Raw genomic sequence first — 18,568 nt, 5'->3', positions numbered from 1 at the left:
ATTAGGATACTTTTATTGAAAGTATATCTTTGTGTAAAAATAAATAAAAATGACACCATATTTTTCTAACATTACTAAAGCAGGTTTAGGCTTATTATTAGCTGTTGCTGTAGTAAGCTGTAATGATAGTACAGAACCAAAAACAACTAAATCAACAACCGAAACTGCTAAAGACCAAGCTGCTGCTGTGGTATACGTAAACTCAGATTCATTGTTAAATAACTACGAGTATTTCAAAGAAATCAAATCTAAATTTGAAGATAAGTCTAAAAAAGCCGAAGCTGATTTAAAAACTAAAGGTGCTGCTTTCCAACGTGAAGTTGCCGCATACCAACAAGGTGCACAAGGTATGAGTGCTGATGAAAGAGCTAGTACAGAACAGCGTTTAGCTCGTAAACAACAAGAATTACAGGCTTATCAGCAAAATGCAGGTTCTGCTTTACAAAGCGAAGAAATGGCAGAAAATGAAAAACTTTATGATAAAGTAGCTGATTACCTTAAAATCTATGCTAAAGAAAAAGGCTATAAAATGGTTTTAACTTACTCTAAAGGTAATAGTGCTATTTTATTTGCTGATGAAAGCTTAGATGTTACTAAAGAAGTAATCAAAGGCTTAAATGAAGCTTATAAAAAAGACAAAAAGTAATATTTTCAATTCTTAAAATATAAACAAAAGCTCGGCATTTGATGTTGAGCTTTTTTAATTTACAGCTATGGAACATGAAGATTTTATGAGAATGGCTATTGCCCTCTCTGAAGACAATGTTAAAAACAATTTAGGTGGCCCATTTGGAGCGGTTATCGTTAAAGACGGTCAAATTATAGCAAAAAGCGCTAATACAGTTACTACAACAAACGACCCTACAGCACATGCAGAAGTTGCGGCTATAAGACTAGCTTGCCAAAACCTAAACACCTTTTCTTTAGAAGGATGCACTATTTATGCCAGTTGCGAACCTTGCCCCATGTGTTTGGGTGCAATATATTGGGCTAGGATAGATAAATTGTACTACGCAAATACCAAAAAAGATGCCGCTGCTATCAATTTTAATGATGATTTCATTTATCAGGAAATAGACTTGAAACCTGAGGACAGGAAATTACCATCGCAACAATTATTAAGAGACGAGGCTTTAAAAGCTTTTGAAATGTGGCAACAATCAGCTAGTAAAAAAGATTATTAAAATGGAAAATATCAATTGGGGAATTATTGGTTGTGGCAATGTTACTGAGGTTAAAAGTGGTCCTGCCTTTAGACAAGAATACTCTAAAGTTGTAGCTGTGATGAGAAGAAATGCAGAAAAAGCTGCTGACTATGCTAAAAGACATCATATACAAAAATGGTATCAAGATGCTTCTGCCTTAATTCTGGATGATGATATAAATGCCATTTACATTGCCACGCCACCTCTTCAACATCATGACTACGCTATTGAAGCCTTAAAAGCAGGTAAACCAGTTTATATTGAGAAACCTGTTACCATTAATACGGAAGCTTGTAAAGCTATTATAGAAGCCCAAAAGCAATATCAGCAGAAAGTGGTAGTTGCCCATTATAGAAGAGAAGTACCTTATTTTAAGGCTATAAAAAATCTTTTAGATGAGCAGCTTATTGGTGAGGTAAAATTTGTTAACCTACATACTTTACAAAGAAGCGATTCTGATATGATTGCCGCAAGCGAAGAAAGCTGGCGCTTAAACCCCAGTATCTCTGGTGGAGGCTTATTTCATGATTTAGCACCACACGCCATAGATTTAATGCTTTATTTCTTTGGAAAACCTATTTATTTTAATGGGGTCTCTGCTAACCAATCTCTAAAAAGTGATGCTGATGATATTATTTGTGGCCAAATCAAATTTGAAAATAACATTATTTTCAACGGTTTATGGTGTTTTGATGTACTACCCGAACAAGAAGAAGAGTTTTGCGAGATTATAGGTACAAAAGGAAAAATAACTTTTCACATCTTTGGAAATAAATTAAGCATCACCAAAAATGGAGAGACTGTTCATGAAGAATTTGAGCATCCTGTAAATATTCAACGACCAATGATTACCAAAACAATAGCCTATTTTAGAGATGAAGGAGAAAACCCGTGTTCGCTAGAAGAAGCTTTATTAGGATTAGAAATTATAGAAAGTTTTGTTAGAAAATCTTGAAAATTCCTTAAATTACAATAACTCCATTACAACAAAAATTCATCTATATTCTCTTTACTAATGACTTTAAATTGGCTATTGGGGTAAGTTTTAAGAAAAAGCTGAGGTAACTTTGCTTTTGCTAATGCACTCCATTTAAATTCATAGGCCGTTAATTGTCCATTAGCTTCTTCTACCCAATCAATCTCTTTTTGTTCTTTGGTTCGCCAATACCAGTAATTTACCCACTTGTCAGAGTAATTCAAGAATTTAATACGTTCAGAAACTACAAAGTTTTCCCATAAAGCACCTACATCAGCTCTATTTTCTATTTGATTAAAATTTGCTATAACCGCATTTCTAATTCCATTATCATAAAAATATATCTTCTTGCTATTTTTAAGTTCATTCCTCAAGTTTCTACTAAAAGAACTCAACCTAAATATAACATAGGTTTGTTCTAACAATACAATATATTTCTCTACTGTTTTAGAATCCAATCCGCAAATTTGTCCTAATTCGTTAAAAGAAACCTGAGAACCAACTTGAAAAGCTAAAGCTTGTAAGAGTTTTAATAATTTATCTGGCTTTTGGATTTGCTCCCAAGCCAAAATATCTTTATACAAATAGCTATCGGATAATTGCTTTAATAGTTCTACTTCGTTTCCTTGATTAACAATAACATCCGGATAATAACCATAAACTAAACGATGTGGAATCAAACGTTTTTCTTCTAATAAACCATGATGCTGTACCATTTCTGAGAATGAGATTGGAAACATTTTGTACTCCCATTTTCTACCGGTTAAAGGTTCATTAATGTGATTTGCCAACTCAAAAGCAGAACTCCCGGTTGCAATAAGTTGTACTTCTGGAATAGAGTCTGTAATGAGTTTTAAGCGTAAACCAATGTCTTTGATTCTTTGTGCTTCATCTATGACAATTATTTTCTTCTGACCAAAAATAGCTTTTAAACGAGTTGCAGAAATTGTAGAAAACAACTCTTGTACATCCACTTCATCTCCATTAAGCCATAAAACTTCTTCATCACTTCCAAAAAAAGATTTCAGTAAAGTGGTTTTACCAATTTGCCTTGCCCCAGTAAGAATGATAGCCTTTCCTTTAAAGAGTTTAGCCTTGATTTTTTCTGTAAGAAATCTATCTATCATGGTATTTGATTTCTTACAAAATTAACTTTTTCGGAATGAAATCCAAAAAAGTTATAACTTTTTCGGAATAGAATCCAAAAAAGTCATGTACTTATTTAAAAATCTTTACGAATTCCCTTAATCGTCTTCTTCATCCATAAAGAAGTTATCTTGTAAATCGTCTATTTCACGTCTATCCTTTTTAGTTGGTCTTCCTGTTCCTCTGTCTCGTTCTAAAACAGGCATCCTAAACATAGATTTAAATTTAATCGTATCTTCTAATGGAGTTATATCCTCATAATGTAAGACCGCTTTTTTAGCATCTACACGGTTGGCTAATAAAGCTGCAACTCTTATCAACTTCTTCTCAATATTTTTCGAAACCTGCAAAACATCGCCCACCTTAACCTCGTAACTGGCTTTAATGTTTGTGCCATCTTTCTTTACCCTTCCAGCCTTACAAGCTTCTGTAGCCAAGGTTCTGGTTTTAAACAATCTTATTGCCCACAGGTATTTATCTATCCTTACTTTTTCTACCATAAATCTTCTCAAAATAAGTCAAAAATCAGATTATTAGCTAAAAAAAGCTTTAATTTGCAAACAAAAATTTTAATATGATTGCCGAATTAAAAAAAGCCGTTGAAGATGCATGGGAAGATAGAAATTTATTGAATTTCAAAGAATACCGTGATGCTATAGAAAGAGTTATTTATCGTTTAGACTTAGGTGAACTAAGAGTTGCAGAACCTATTTTAGATGGTTGGGCTGTTAACGACTGGATAAAGAAAGCAGTAATTCTTTATTTCCCTATCAGAGAAATGGAAGAAATTGAAGTTGGTCCTTTTGTTTTTCACGATAAAATGAAATTGAAAACCGACTATAAAGAGAGAGGTGTGCGTGTAGTACCTCATGGTATTGCCCGTTATGGTGCGCATTTAGCAAAAGGCGTTATCATGATGCCTTCTTATGTTAACATAGGCGCATTTGTTGATGAAGGTACGATGGTTGATACTTGGGCAACAGTTGGTTCTTGTGCACAAGTAGGTAAAAATGTACACTTAAGTGGTGGTGTTGGTTTAGGCGGTGTATTAGAGCCGGTTCAAGCTTCACCTGTAATTATTGAGGATAACTGTTTTATAGGTTCTAGAGCAATTGTTGTAGAAGGTGTAAGAGTAGGTAAAGAAGCTGTTCTAGGTGCTAATGTGGTATTAACCGCATCAACCAAAATTATCGACGTATCTGGCGATGAGCCTGTAGAACATAAAATGTATGTTCCAGAGCGCTCTGTTGTGATACCAGGTAGCTATACCAAAAAATTCCCTGCTGGCGAGTACCAAGTACCTTGCGCTTTAATTATTGGTAAGAGAAAAGAATCTACCGATAAAAAAACATCATTAAACGATGCATTAAGAGAACATAGTGTAGCGATTTAATAGAAGTTGAAAGTAAAAAGTTTAAAGTTAAGAGTAGAAAGCTAGATAAACATTGATCAAAACCTTTTTACTTTTAACTTTTTACTTTAAACTTAAAAAATATGAAAATAGGGTTCGAAGCCAAAAGAGCATTTAAAAACTTCACTGGCTTAGGTAATTATAGTCGGGCAGTTATCAGCATCATGGCTAAATATTATCCTCAGAACCAATACCTACTTTACACACCGCAAGATAACGCAAAGGTAAGGCAAACATTGGTTGAACCTTTTGCCAACATATCGGTTAAAACAGCTCCCGTAAAAATTTTAAAATCCTATTGGAGGAGTTTCCAGCTTACAAAATCATTGGTTTATGATGATGTTGAGTTATTTCATGGTTTAAGTAACGAGCTTCCGGCTAATATTAAAAAATCTAATATTACTAGCGTTGTTACCATTCATGATTTGATATTCCTTCGTTTTCCACATTATTTCAAATGGGTTGATAGACAAATTTATCGTTACAAATTTAAAGCGGCTTGCAAAAATGCAGATAGGATTATTGCCATAAGCGAGCAAACAAAACGAGATATTGTTCAGTATTTTAATACCAATCCTCAAAAAATTGATGTTGTTTATCAAGGTTGCGATGCTGCTTTTTGTTGTCCATATTCAGATGATGCTATCAAGGAAATAAAAGAAAAATATAAGCTACCACAGCAATATCTTCTATCTGTTGGAACTATAGAAACACGCAAAAATCAATTATTGATTTGTAAAGCTTTAAAGCATCTTAAACAAGATATTAAGCTGGTTATAGTAGGTAAAGTAACCGCTTATAAACAAAAAATTTTAGATTTTATTCAAGAAAATCATCTTACACAACAGGTTATTTTCTTAGAAAATGTTCCTTTTCAAGAATTACCACTTATTTACCAAGGAGCTAAAATTTTCATTTATCCTTCCAGGTTCGAAGGTTTTGGGATACCTATTGTAGAGGCTTTGAACAGTAAGATTCCTGTAATTGCAGCAACAGGTTCTTGTTTAGAAGAAGCGGGTGGACCAAATAGCTTATACGTTCATCCTGATGATGACATTGCACTTGCTAAAGCCATAGAAAGAGTGTTAAAAGATGAAGATTTACAAAATAACATGATTAAAAAAGGCTTAACCTATGCCGAAAATTTTAATGATGAAAGTATTGCAAAAAACTTAAACAGCGTTTACCTAAAAACCATTGAACATGCTAAAAGAAGAAATTAATAAGGCTTTAGAAGTTTTAAAAAATGGTGGTTTAATTCTATACCCAACAGATACCATTTGGGGAATTGGTTGCGATGCCACCAATAAAGATGCTGTTGCTAAAGTTTTTGCGCTTAAAAAAAGAGAAGAGTTTAAAAGCCTTATCATTTTATTAGACACAGATGCCAAGCTACCAAGCTATGTTAAAGAAATACCCGATGTTGCTTATGATTTAATAGAATTTGCAGAAAACCCTTTGACTATCATTTACTCAGGTGCTAAAAATTTAGCGGAAAACGCTATCAATAGCGATGGTAGCATTGGCATTAGAATAACCAAACATCCATTTTGTAAAGAGTTAGTGCAAAGATTTAGAAAACCTATAATTTCTACATCTGCTAACTTAAGTGGTGAGCCCACCCCTAATAACTTTTCTCAAATACCTCAAACCATTAAAGATGGTGTAGATTATATTGTGCAATTAGAACAACATAATCATCAAACTAAAAAGCCATCCACCATCATGAAATTAGAAGCAAATGGAGCCTTTGCCTTTATCAGGAAATAAGCTTTCAGCCTTCAGTTTAAAGAATTATCTTTGGTAGCGTTTTTAAAATTTCAGGAATATGCATTCAGTTTTTGATAGCATTGTCCAAATCAAATATGAAGCAACACCTTAAACATCCTATTTTTAAAATTATCTCTAAAATTTCTGGCAATTTAAATGTCGAAACTTATGTAATAGGTGGCTTTGTAAGAGACATATTTCTAAACCGTCCTTCTAAAGATGTGGATATTTTAGTGATAGGCAATGGACCAAATTTCGCCTTAGAAGTAGGTAAAATCTTAAAAACTAAGGTTGCTGTTTTTAAAAATTTTGGGACCGCTATGTTGCGCTATAGAGATTTAGAAGTAGAATTTGTGGGTGCCAGAAAAGAATCATACAGAGCAGACTCTAGAAAACCCATTGTTGAAGATGGCACTTTAGAAGACGATCAAAAAAGAAGAGATTTTACCATCAATGCTATGGCTATCCACCTTCATCCTCATCAATATGGAGAGTTGGTAGACCCTTTTGATGGCATTAAACATCTGGAAGAAAAAAAAATTATTACGCCTTTAAATCCTAATGAGACTTTTTCTGATGATCCTTTAAGGATGATGCGAGCTATACGCTTTGCTACTCAACTTAATTTTAAAATTAGTCAAGACGCTATTGATGCCATAAAACTTAACTTAGAGCGTATTAAAATAGTCTCGAAAGAGCGTATTACAGATGAACTGAATAAAATTATTCTATCGCCTAAGCCATCCATAGGTTTTAATTATTTGTTTGATACAGGTTTATTGAAACTGATTTTTCCACAAATGGTGGCTTTGCATGGGGTAGATATCGTAGAAGGTAAAGGACATAAAGATAACTTTTACCATACTTTACAGGTATTGGATAATGTTGCCAAAACATCTGATGATTTATGGTTAAGATGGGCAGCTATTTTACATGATATTGCCAAACCAGCAACCAAACGTTTTGAGAAAAATCACGGCTGGACTTTCCATGGTCATGAAGATAAAGGAGCTAGAATGGTTCCTAAAATATTTGCTGATTTAAAATTACCTCTTAACGATAAAATGAAGTTTGTACAATTGTTGGTACAACTTCACCTCCGTCCTATTGTATTGGCACAAGAAGTTGTTACAGATTCCGCAGTCAGAAGATTATTATTTGAAGCAGGTGAACACACAGAGGCTTTAATGCTCTTATGCCAGGCAGATGTAACTACCAAAAATGAGTACAAAATCAAAAAGTACAGGAATAACTTTGAGTTGGTAAAACAAAAGCTTAAAGATGTTGAAGAGAGAGATAAAATAAGAAATTGGCAGCCTCCAGTTACCGGTGAAGACATTATGAAAACTTTCAATTTACAAGCCGGTAAAGAAGTTGGAATCATCAAAAACAAGATTAGAGAAGCTATTTTAGAAGGAGATATAGCCAATAACCGTTCTGAAGCACTTTATTTCATGAAAAAAACAGGCATAGAACTTGGGCTAAAAATTGAAAAAGAACTAGATTAGGTTTTCCTTTTATTTATCAACGAAGGTGAAATAAATTAAGAAAAATCCCCTATAAAAATTATTTTTGCAGCATGGCAGTTTACAGATTCAGGGTAAGTTTTGAGGATTACGATGATGTAATCAGAGAGATTGATATTAAATCAAATCAAACATTTAAAGATTTGCATTATGCAATTCATAAATCTATAGGTTATGACCCCGAGAAGTCTTCTTCTTTTTATGTAAGTAATGATCATTGGATAAAAAACGAAGAAATTGCTTACTTACCTAATGAAAGAAAAATAGACCGTGGTATAAGTTTAATGGAGAATGCAAAATTAAGCAGCCATATAGATGACCCGCATCAAAAGTTTTATTACATCTATAATTTTGAAAAACCTTTTGATTTTCATGTAGAGCTGATTAAAATTTTAGAAAATAACCCTACTCAAACTTATCCTTTAGTATTTAAAGCTGTTGGCGAAGCACCAAAAATCATTAGCAATATTATTGGTTCTCCTGATGAAATTACGGGCGATGAAGACCCAGATTTCTTAGAAGATGAAACCATTTTAATTGCCGATGAGGACGAATTAGAAGCCCTAAATTCTGACACAGAAGAAGGTGAAGACGACGAAGAGGAAAGCGATGAATTTTCTGACGAGTTTTCTGATAATGAAAACTTCGATCAGGATGATTATGATAGAGAATAAAACAACATATTAAAATCCGGTTTAAGCCGGATTTTTTGTTTAAAAATAGCATGAATAAACCCAAAGTTCTTATTGTAATTGCAGGCCCAACAGCGATTGGCAAAACTGCCCTTGCCATAAAAATTGCACAGCATTTTAATACCGAAATCTTATCAGCAGATAGCAGACAATTTTTTAAAGAAATGAGCATAGGAACTGCAAAACCCACAAATGAAGAACTAAAAGCAGCAACACACCATTTCATCAACTCGCACAGCATACAAGAGCAAGTCAGTGTAGGTTCTTACGAAAAGGAGGCTTTAGAGCTTCTAAATCAACTTTTTAAAAGTCATGATGTTTTGGTTATGGTTGGTGGTTCTGGCTTATATATTAATGCTGTATTACAGGGTTTTGATAAACTGCCTCCAGTAAAAAATGAAGTTAGAGAAAATCTTAATGATAGACTGATTAAGGAAGGGATAAGCCCTCTACAGCAAGAATTACAAGCAGTAGACCCAACTTACTACGCAGAAGTTGATATACATAACCCGCAACGCATCATTAGAGCTCTTGAAGTTTATCATACAACAGGTAAAGCATTTTCTTCTTTTCGTAGCGGAATAAAAAAAGAACGTCCTTTTAAAAGTATCACCATTGGCTTAGATATGCCAAGAGAAGAACTATATACAAAAATCAATACAAGGGTAGATTTAATGGTAGCCCAAGGCTTAGTTGATGAGGTAAAAGCCTTACAAGATTACAAACACTTAAATAGTCTTAATACGGTTGGCTATTCGGAAATATTTGAATATTTAGAGGATAAGATTACTTTACAACAAGCTATTGAAGCTATTAAACAGAATACCAGAAGATTTGCTAAAAGACAGCTAACTTGGTTTAGAAAAACAGAAAATATACATTGGTTTAACCCAGAAGAAGAAAGAGAGATTATTTCCTTTATTGAAAAAGAAATTATCTCTCTTCCTCATGATTAAGCTTGTGCAGTAGGCCCTCCAAAATTAAAAGGCATTCCATTGTTAGGTTCTCCACCGCCTTTTATCTGTCCATTTATCATTTCAAACTTGGCAATATTATCTTCTAAAGCTAATAATAGCCTCTTTGCATGGTCTGGTGTTAATACAATTCTACTTTTCACCTTTGCCTTAGGTATGCCAGGCATTACCCTAATAAAATCAAGTACAAACTCGCTATTAGAATGCGTTATGATGGCTAGGTTAGAATATACACCTTCTGCTATTTCTTCTGATAGTTCTATGTTTAGTTGGTTGTCGTTTTGTTCTTGCATGCTATAAAAATAAAAAAGTCCCGGCCTTTCCGGAACTTAAAATGAATCATTGATATTCTTCTATTTATTAATAAAAGCGAATATTATACCTAAAGTAACACCTATTTGACCAATCCAGAAAATAAACATCCATTTGATGATTTCGCCTTTCATATTGGCTAAATCAACCTTGGTTGCTAAAGTATCTTTTTTAGTCTCAAATTCTTTGTTTACTTCGGATTTCACATAAGAAACCAATTCTTCAGCCTCTTTATCTCCTATCTTAGCTTTAAGAATTTGATACAATTGAATTTCTGAAACGCTCATTATTAGACTTTTTTATAAAAATACAAAATTTGCTCCAAAAGAAGTAAACAAAAAAACCTGCTATTTCTAGCAGGCTTTTTATTATTTAGAGAGATTACTATGCTTCAATCTCTTCTTCCTCTTCTTTAGAAGCCATTAATTTATCGTATTCTTCTTGAGATCCAACAATAATTCTTTCGTAATCTCTTAATCCTGTACCAGACGGGATTAAGTGACCAACAATTACATTTTCTTTCAATCCTAATAAATTATCACGCTTACCAGCAATTGCAGCTTCATTAAGAACTTTAGTAGTCTCTTGGAAGGATGCAGCCGAGATAAACGATTTAGTACCTAGAGATGCTCTGGTAATACCTTGTAGCATTGGACTTGCCGTTGCCGGACGAGCCTCTCTTGCTGTAACCAGTTTCAAATCTTTACGTTTCAATTGTGAGTTCTCATCACGTAATTTACGTACAGAAATAATCTGACCTGGTTTTAAAGTATTAGAATCTCCTGGATCTTCAACTACCATTTTATCATAGATACTATCATTCTCAATAGAGAAATCAAATCTATCTACGGCTTCTTTTTCTAAGAATTTCGTATCACCAGCATCCTCAATCATTACTTTTTGCATCATTTGGTGAACGATAGTCTCAAAGTGCTTATCGTTAATTTTCACACCTTGTAAACGGTAAACCTCTTGGATTCCATTAACAAGATATTCTTGTACAGCTGCAGGACCTTTAATTGATAGGATATCGCCAGGAGAAGTTGCTCCATCAGATAATGCCATACCAGCTTTAACAAAGTCATTATCCTGTACTAAGATGTGCTTAGATAAAGGAACAAGATATTTTTTAACTTGACCGTCTCTAGACTCGATAGTTACCTCACGGTTACCACGTTTAACACCTCCTAAAGTTACCACACCATCAATCTCTGTAATAACAGCTGGGTTAGATGGATTTCTAGCTTCAAATAATTCGGTTACACGAGGTAAACCACCGGTGATATCTCTAGTTTTACCAGTTGTACGAGGAATCTTAACTAAGATTTCACCCATTTTAACCTCGTCGCCTTCATCTACAACAATGTGTGCTCCTACCGGAATATTGTATTCTCTAATAGAACCACCTTTTTTGTCAACGATTTTAACAACAGGGTTTTTGGTTTTATCTCTAGTATCAATAATCACTTTCTCTCTGTGTCCGGTTTGCTCATCAGACTCTTCACGGAAGGTAACACCTTCTATGACTGATTCAAACTCTACCTTACCAGAGAACTCAGATATGATTACTGCGTTATAAGGATCCCAAGAACAAATCTTATCTCCTTTAGTTAATTTAGTTCCTTCTTTAACATATAAATAAGAACCATAAGGGATATTATTGGTTACAATAACTCTTCCGCTATTTGGATCTACAATTTTAAACTCTCCAGAACGACCTAAAACAACTTCTACTTTACCTTCTTCTGTGTCATACTCAACAGTTCTGATGTTTTCAAACTCGATAACACCATCAAATTTAGCATTGATTTGAGATTCTGCTGCAATGTTAGATGCAGTACCACCCACGTGGAAAGTACGAAGTGTTAACTGTGTACCCGGCTCACCAATAGACTGTGCTGCAATTACACCAACTGCCTCACCCATTTGAACACGTTTACCAGAAGCTAAGTTTCTTCCGTAGCAAAGTGCACAAACCCCTCTTGGAGCCTCACAAGTTAATACAGAACGTATTTCAACTCCTTCTAACGGAGACTCTTCTATGGCTTTCGCGATTTCTTCAGTGATATCCTCATTAGCACCAACTAATAATTCATTAGTTAATGGATGGTAAACATCATGTAATGAAGTACGACCTAAAATTCTATCGTATAATGGCTCAACAATATCCTCGTTATCTTTTAAAGCTGTTGTGAACATACCTCTTAAAGTACCACAATCGTGTGCTTTAATAACCATATCCTGAGCAACATCATGTAAACGACGAGTTAAGTAACCAGCATCAGCAGTTTTTAATGCTGTATCCGCAAGACCTTTACGAGCACCGTGGGTAGAGATAAAGTACTCAAGAACTGATAAACCTTCTTTAAAGTTAGAAAGAATAGGGTTCTCAATAATCTCACCACCTGAACCTGATTTTTGAGGTTTTGCCATCAATCCCCTCATACCGCAAAGCTGACGAATTTGCTCCTTAGAACCACGAGCTCCAGAATCTAACATCATATAAACAGAGTTAAATCCTTGGTTATCGTTTGTTAACTGGTGCATTACATGCGATGTCAGTTTGTTATTGATACGCGTCCAGATATCGATAATTTGGTTGTAACGTTCGTTGTTGGTAATGAAACCCATGTTATAGTTATTCATTACTTCATCAACTTCTTTACGAGCTTGCTCTAATAAAGTATGTTTCTCGGTAGGAATATTTAAATCTTTCAAGTTGAAAGATAAACCTCCTCTGAAAGCATACTGGAATCCCATAGTTTTGATTTCATCTAAGAAATTTGCAGCTCTGGCCATACCAGTAACTTTTACAACTTCCCCAATGATATCTCTAAGAGATTTTTTAGTTAGCAATTCATTAATGAAACCCACCTCTTCTGGTACAACTTCATTAAATAATACTCTACCAACTGTAGTTTCAATAGTTTTAGCTTCTATTGAACCATCTTTACCTTTAACCTTAGCTTTTACTTTAATGAAGGCATGTAAATCTATTTGCTTCTCGTTGTAGGCAATCGTTACCTCTTCCGAAGAATAGAAAATAGAACCTTCACCTCTTACTGGGTGTCCTGGCTCAGACTTACGACCTTTAGTCATGTAGTATAAACCAAGAACCATGTCTTGAGAAGGTACCGTTACCGGAGTTCCGTTAGCAGGGTTAAGAATGTTATGTGATGCTAACATCAAGATTTGGGCTTCCAAAACAGCAGCGTTACCTAGTGGTACGTGAACAGCCATCTGGTCACCGTCAAAATCCGCGTTAAATGCAGTACAAACTAATGGGTGTAATTGGATAGCTTTACCTTCAACTAATTTAGGTTGGAATGCTTGGATACCTAAACGGTGAAGTGTAGGAGCCCTGTTTAAAAGAACTGGATGTCCTTTTAATACGTTCTCTAAAATATCCCAAACTAGAGGGTCTTTTCTATCCACAATTTTCTTAGCAGATTTAACAGTTTTAACTACTCCCCTTTCTATCATCTTACGGATGATAAATGGTTTGAATAGCTCTGCTGCCATATCTTTAGGTAAACCACATTCGTGTAATTTTAAGGTAGGACCTACCACAATTACAGAACGTCCAGAATAATCCACACGTTTACCTAGTAAGTTTTGACGGAAACGTCCTTGTTTACCTTTTAATATATCAGATAATGATTTTAAAGCTCTGTTACCTTCAGTTTTAACAGCATTCACTTTACGTGAGTTGTCAAATAAAGAGTCAACAGCTTCTTGTAACATACGTTTTTCGTTACGTAAGATTACTTCTGGAGCTTTAATTTCCATCAATCTTTTTAGACGGTTATTACGGATAATAACTCTTCTATAAAGATCATTTAAATCTGAAGTTGCAAAACGACCACCTTCTAATGGCACTAATGGACGTAATTCTGGTGGAATAACCGGAACGATTTTAACAATCATCCATTCTGGATTATTCTCTATACGACCTTGAGAACCTCGGAAAGCTTCAACAACTTGTAAACGCTTTAAAGCTTCGTTTTTACGTTGCTGAGAAGTTTCATTAGCTGCTTGATGACGTAAATCATAAGATAAAGTGTCTAAATCAAGACGTTTTAGTAAATCTTCTAAAGCCTCAGCACCCATCTTAGCGATGAATTTATTTGGATCTTTATCATCCAAATACTGATTTTCTTTAGGTAATTTATCTAAGATATCAAGGTACTCTTCTTCTGTTAAGAAGTCCATGTAATTGATACCTTGATCTGCCATTAAACCAGATTGAATAACTACGTAACGCTCGTAGTAAATGATTAAATCTAATTTTTTAGTTGGCAAACCTAATAAGTAACCAATTTTATTAGGTAAAGATCTGAAATACCAAATATGCGCTACAGGAACAACAAGGTTGATGTGTCCCATACGCTCACGACGTACTTTTTTCTCTGTAACCTCAACACCGCAACGGTCACAAACGATTCCTTTATAACGAATACGCTTATATTTACCGCAATGGCATTCGTAATCTTTCACCGGACCAAAAATACGCTCGCAAAATAAACCATCACGTTCTGGCTTATACGTTCTGTAGTTGATTGTCTCAGGCTTTAATACCTCACCACTTGATCTTTCCAAAATTGCTTCAGGAGAAGATAAGCTAATGGTAATTGAGGTAAAATTACTTTTTATTTTATTATCCTTTTTGTAAGACATATTCTTTCTTAAGCTAAAAGCAGAATGCTAAAAGCTTAAAGCATTACGCTTTAAGCTTTCGGCCTTCGGCCTTATTAATCTAATGTAATATCTAAACCTAATCCTCTTAGTTCATGAACCAATACGTTGAATGATTCTGGAACACCTGGAGTTGGAAGATTTTCACCTTTAACAATTGCTTCGTAAGTTTTTGCTCTTCCTACAACATCATCAGATTTAACTGTTAATATCTCTTGTAGAATGTTAGCAGCACCAAACGCTTCAAGTGCCCAAACCTCCATCTCACCAAAACGCTGACCACCAAATTGTGCTTTACCACCTAATGGTTGTTGTGTAATTAATGAGTATGGTCCTATTGAACGAGCATGCATTTTATCATCAACCATGTGCCCTAGTTTCAACATATAGATGATACCTACGGTTGTTGGTTGGTCAAAACGCTCTCCAGTTAAGCCATTGTACAAGTATGTTCTTCCTGATTCTGGTACACCAGCTTCTTTTACATAATGTTCAACCTCATCATGAGATGCACCATCAAAAATTGGAGTTGCAAATTTCAACCCTAATTCTTTACCTGCCCAACCTAAAACAGTTTCGTAAATCTGTCCAAGGTTCATACGAGAAGGTACACCTAGTGGGTTTAACACGATATCAACTGGAGTTCCATCAGCAAGGAAAGGCATATCTTCATCACGAACGATACGAGCAACTATACCCTTATTACCGTGACGACCAGCCATTTTATCACCTACTTTTAATTTACGTTTCTTAGCAACATAAACTTTCGCCATTTGAACGATACCTGAAGGAAGCTCATCACCCACACTGATAGCAAATTTATCTCTGCGGTAAGCACCTAATTCTTCGTTAACTTTAATATTGAAATTATGTAGAAGCGCTTTTATCAATTCGTTTTTGTCCTCATCAGTTGTCCATTTCGTTGGATTAATGTGATTGTAATCCAATTCCATTAATAACTTCTGCGTAAACTTAACACCTTTAGCAATTAAAAGCTCTTTGTAAACATTGTAAACACCTTGTGAAGTTTTACCATTTACGATAGTAAACAATTTCTCAACCAAGGTTTCACGAAGCTCTCTTACAGCTTTCTCATGTCTTGCTTCTAATTTGTCTAAAGCTGCTTTTTCTTCTGCTTTAGAAGTTTTCTTAGCTCTTGAAAATAATTTAGTATCAATAACAACACCATTGATTGAAGGTGGAGTTTTTAAAGATGCATCTTTAACATCACCAGCTTTATCTCCGAAAATTGCTCTTAAAAGTTTCTCTTCTGGTGAAGGGTCTGATTCTCCCTTAGGAGTGATTTTACCGATAAGAATATCACCTTCTTTAACTTCAGCACCTACTCTAATGATACCGTTTTCATCTAAATCTTTAGTAGCTTCCTCAGAAACGTTAGGAATATCCGGAGTTAACTCCTCTTCACCACGTTTTGTATCACGCACTTCTAATTCAAATTCTTCAATATGAAGAGAAGTAAAGATGTCCTGAGAAACAACTCTTTCAGAGATTACGATAGCATCTTCAAAGTTGTAACCTTGCCAAGGCATGAAAGCAACTTTTAAGTTTCTTCCAAGGGCTAATTCACCATCTTGTGTAGCATAACCTTCGCAAAGAACCTGACCTTTTTCAACTCTTTGTCCTTTTTTAACAATTGGCTTTAGGTTGATACAAGTACTTTGGTTGGTTTTCTTAAATTTAATTAAGTTATATGATTTAGATTCTCCATCAAATGAAACTAAAGTATCATCTTCTGTTCTATCATATTTAATAGTAATCTTATTAGCATCAACATACTCAACAACACCATTACCTTCTGCGTTGATCAAAGTTCTTGAGTCACGAGCAACACGACCTTCTAAACCTGTACCTACTACAGGAGCTTCTGGACGTAATAATGGTACAGCTTGACGTTGCATGTTAGATCCCATCAAAGCTCTGTTCGCATCATCATGCTCTAAGAAAGGAATTAATGAAGCCGCAATAGAAGTAATCTGATTTGGAGATACATCCATATAATCAAGTTTTTCTGGCTCAATTACCGGGAAGTCGCCTTCATATCTTGCTTTTACTTTATCGTCAACATAATTTCCTTTTTCATCATATTGTGCATTCGCTTGTGCGATGGTCATACCATCTTCATCCTCTGCACTTAAGTAAATAACTGGTTGGTCTACTGCTACCTTACCCTCAACAACTTTACGGTAAGGAGTTTCAATAAATCCAAGGTTATTAATTTTAGCATGTACGCAAAGAGAAGAAATCAAACCAATGTTTGGTCCTTCTGGAGTTTCAATAGTACATAAACGGCCGTAGTGCGTGTAGTGAACGTCACGAACCTCAAAACCAGCTCTCTCTCTAGATAAACCACCTGGACCTAAGGCCGATAAACGACGTTTGTGAGTAATCTCAGCCAATGGATTGGTTTGATCCATGAATTGAGATAACTGGTTAGTTCCAAAGAAAGAATTGATTACTGAAGATAAGGTACGAGCATTGATCAAATCAGTTGGCGTAAATACCTCGTTGTCACGGATATTCATACGCTCACGAATGGTTCTTGCCATTCTTGATAAACCTACTCCAAACTGAGCATAAAGTTGCTCACCAACAGTACGAACACGACGGTTAGATAAGTGATCGATATCATCAACATCTTCTTTAGAGTTAATTAATTTGATTAAGTATTTAACAATCGCAATAATATCCATCTTAGTTAAAACTTTAGTCTCCACAGGAGTATCTAATTTTAACTTACGATTGATACGGTAACGACCAACATCACCTAAATCATAACGTTTATCTGAGAAGAATAAACGATCGATGATACCACGAGCGGTTTCCTCATCAGGTGGTTCTGCGTTACGTAATTGTCTGTAGATATGTTCTACCGCTTCTTTAGCAGAGTTAGAAGTATCTTTTTGTAAAGTATTATAAATGATAGTATAGTCTCCGCTGTTGCTATCTTCTTTAGAAAGAATTAAAGTTTTAACACCAGCATCAACAATCATATCGATATGATCATCTTCTAAAATGGTTTCTCTTTCAAGAATAATTTCATTTCTATCAATAGAAACAACTTCACCTGTATCTTCATCCACAAAATCTTCTACCCATTTCTTAAGAACTCTTGCAGCAAGTTTACGACCTACATATTTTTTAAGTCCAGATTTGCTAACCTTAACTTCATCTGCTAAGTCAAATAATTCTAATATATCTTTATCAGAATCATAACCAATTGCTCTTAAAAGTGTAGTTACAGGGAATTTCTTTTTACGGTCTATGTAAGCATACATCACATTGTTAACGTCTGTAGCAAACTCTATCCATGAACCTTTGAAAGGAATAACACGGGCTGAGTATAATTTACTACCGTTTGTATGACGACTTACACCGAAAAATACACCTGGTGAGCGGTGTAGCTGAGAAACAATTACACGTTCTGCACCATTGATAACAAAAGTTCCTTTAGGTGTCATATAAGGAATAGTCCCTAAATAAACATCTTGAACAATTGTTTCAAAATCTTCGTGTTCCTCATCATTACAAGACAATCTTAATTTTGCCTTAAGAGGTACACTGTAAGTTAGCCCACGCTCAATACACTCTTGTATATCATAACGAGGTGGATCAATAAAGTAATCCAGAAATTCTAAAACAAATATGTTTCTCGAGTCTGAGATCGGAAAGTTTTCAGCAAAAACTTTAAATAACCCTTCTGTATGACGGTTATCTGAAGTGGTTTCTAACTGAAAGAATTCCTTGAACGATTGGATTTGAACATCCAGAAAATCAGGATAATCAATTACATGCTTACTTTGAGCAAAGTTTATCCTTTGATTGCTTTTGTTTGCCAAGGGT

15 protein-coding genes are annotated in these 18,568 nt (G+C 34.8%); 9 read left to right on the top strand and 6 right to left on the bottom strand.

Features of this window, described 5'->3' with window-relative positions:
- Positions 1–49: 49 nt before the first annotated feature.
- From H510_RS0103310 to H510_RS0103300, 3 genes are all read left to right on the top strand, one after another.
- Positions 50–646, top strand: coding sequence for an OmpH/Skp family outer membrane protein (locus tag H510_RS0103310; RefSeq protein ID WP_026903007.1), 597 nt, complete (start codon positions 50–52; stop codon positions 644–646).
- A gap of 67 nt (positions 647–713) precedes the next feature.
- Positions 714–1,184 carry a nucleoside deaminase gene (locus H510_RS0103305; protein ID WP_026903006.1) on the top strand — a complete coding sequence of 157 codons (471 nt, stop codon included), beginning with the start codon at positions 714–716 and terminating at the stop codon, positions 1,182–1,184.
- A gap of 1 nt (position 1,185) precedes the next feature.
- Complete coding sequence (locus H510_RS0103300) at positions 1,186–2,160, top strand: Gfo/Idh/MocA family protein (RefSeq protein ID WP_026903005.1); 975 nt, start codon at positions 1,186–1,188, stop codon at positions 2,158–2,160.
- 26 nt (positions 2,161–2,186) lie between these two features.
- Here H510_RS0103300 and H510_RS0103295 read toward each other — a convergent pair whose 3' ends face one another.
- Entirely contained in the window at positions 2,187–3,308 is a 1,122-nt protein-coding gene (locus H510_RS0103295) for an ATP-binding protein (protein WP_026903004.1), read from the bottom strand.
- 117 nt (positions 3,309–3,425) lie between these two features.
- Complete coding sequence (locus H510_RS0103290) at positions 3,426–3,827, bottom strand: RNA-binding S4 domain-containing protein (protein WP_026903003.1); 402 nt, start codon at positions 3,825–3,827, stop codon at positions 3,426–3,428.
- A 74-nt stretch (positions 3,828–3,901) separates the two neighbouring features.
- Between H510_RS0103290 and H510_RS0103285 the strand changes: the two genes are divergently transcribed.
- The 6 genes from H510_RS0103285 (at position 3,902) to miaA (ending at position 9,682) form a co-directional block, all read left to right on the top strand.
- Positions 3,902–4,720 carry a 2,3,4,5-tetrahydropyridine-2,6-dicarboxylate N-succinyltransferase gene (locus H510_RS0103285; protein WP_026903002.1) on the top strand — a complete coding sequence of 273 codons (819 nt, stop codon included), beginning with the start codon at positions 3,902–3,904 and terminating at the stop codon, positions 4,718–4,720.
- Between the two features lie 101 nt (positions 4,721–4,821).
- Complete coding sequence (locus tag H510_RS0103280; protein WP_026903001.1) at positions 4,822–5,961, top strand: glycosyltransferase family 4 protein; 1,140 nt, start codon at positions 4,822–4,824, stop codon at positions 5,959–5,961.
- On the top strand, positions 5,942–6,508 hold the full coding sequence (locus tag H510_RS0103275) for an L-threonylcarbamoyladenylate synthase (protein WP_026903000.1): 567 nt from the start codon (positions 5,942–5,944) through the stop codon (positions 6,506–6,508). The genes H510_RS0103280 and H510_RS0103275 overlap by 20 nt, the downstream gene beginning before the upstream one ends.
- Positions 6,509–6,603: 95 nt before the next feature.
- Positions 6,604–8,016, top strand: a complete 1,413-nt coding sequence (locus H510_RS0103270) for a CCA tRNA nucleotidyltransferase (RefSeq protein ID WP_026902999.1) — start codon at positions 6,604–6,606, stop codon at positions 8,014–8,016.
- A gap of 71 nt (positions 8,017–8,087) precedes the next feature.
- Positions 8,088–8,708, top strand: coding sequence for an IS1096 element passenger TnpR family protein (locus H510_RS0103265; protein ID WP_026902998.1), 621 nt, complete (start codon positions 8,088–8,090; stop codon positions 8,706–8,708).
- A 50-nt stretch (positions 8,709–8,758) separates the two neighbouring features.
- Positions 8,759–9,682 (top strand): tRNA (adenosine(37)-N6)-dimethylallyltransferase MiaA, encoded by a 924-nt coding sequence (miaA, locus tag H510_RS0103260; protein ID WP_026902997.1) that lies wholly within the window; start codon positions 8,759–8,761, stop codon positions 9,680–9,682.
- Here the strand turns inward: miaA and H510_RS0103255 are convergent.
- The 4 genes from H510_RS0103255 to rpoB all read right to left on the bottom strand — a co-directional run bounded on the left by H510_RS0103255 (position 9,679) and on the right by rpoB (position 18,564).
- The gene (locus H510_RS0103255) at positions 9,679–9,993 is read right to left on the bottom strand and encodes a DUF3467 domain-containing protein (protein WP_026902996.1); all 315 of its coding nucleotides are present in this window, start codon (positions 9,991–9,993) and stop codon (positions 9,679–9,681) included. The two genes, miaA and H510_RS0103255, sit on opposite strands and share 4 nt — an antisense overlap.
- 60 nt (positions 9,994–10,053) lie before the next feature.
- Positions 10,054–10,299 (bottom strand): hypothetical protein, encoded by a 246-nt coding sequence (locus H510_RS0103250; RefSeq protein WP_026902995.1) that lies wholly within the window; start codon positions 10,297–10,299, stop codon positions 10,054–10,056.
- 97 nt (positions 10,300–10,396) lie between these two features.
- The gene (gene rpoC / locus H510_RS0103245) at positions 10,397–14,689 is read right to left on the bottom strand and encodes a DNA-directed RNA polymerase subunit beta' (protein WP_026902994.1); all 4,293 of its coding nucleotides are present in this window, start codon (positions 14,687–14,689) and stop codon (positions 10,397–10,399) included.
- 74 nt (positions 14,690–14,763) lie between these two features.
- Positions 14,764–18,564, bottom strand: a complete 3,801-nt coding sequence (rpoB, locus tag H510_RS0103240) for a DNA-directed RNA polymerase subunit beta (protein ID WP_026902993.1) — start codon at positions 18,562–18,564, stop codon at positions 14,764–14,766.
- Between the last annotated feature and the right edge of the window lie 4 nt (positions 18,565–18,568).

The organism is Pedobacter glucosidilyticus DSM 23534, from assembly GCF_000425145.1.
GTDB classification, from domain to species: Bacteria; Bacteroidota; Bacteroidia; order Sphingobacteriales; family Sphingobacteriaceae; genus Pseudopedobacter; species Pseudopedobacter glucosidilyticus.
This window is presented reverse-complemented; position numbering and strand designations above follow the sequence as displayed.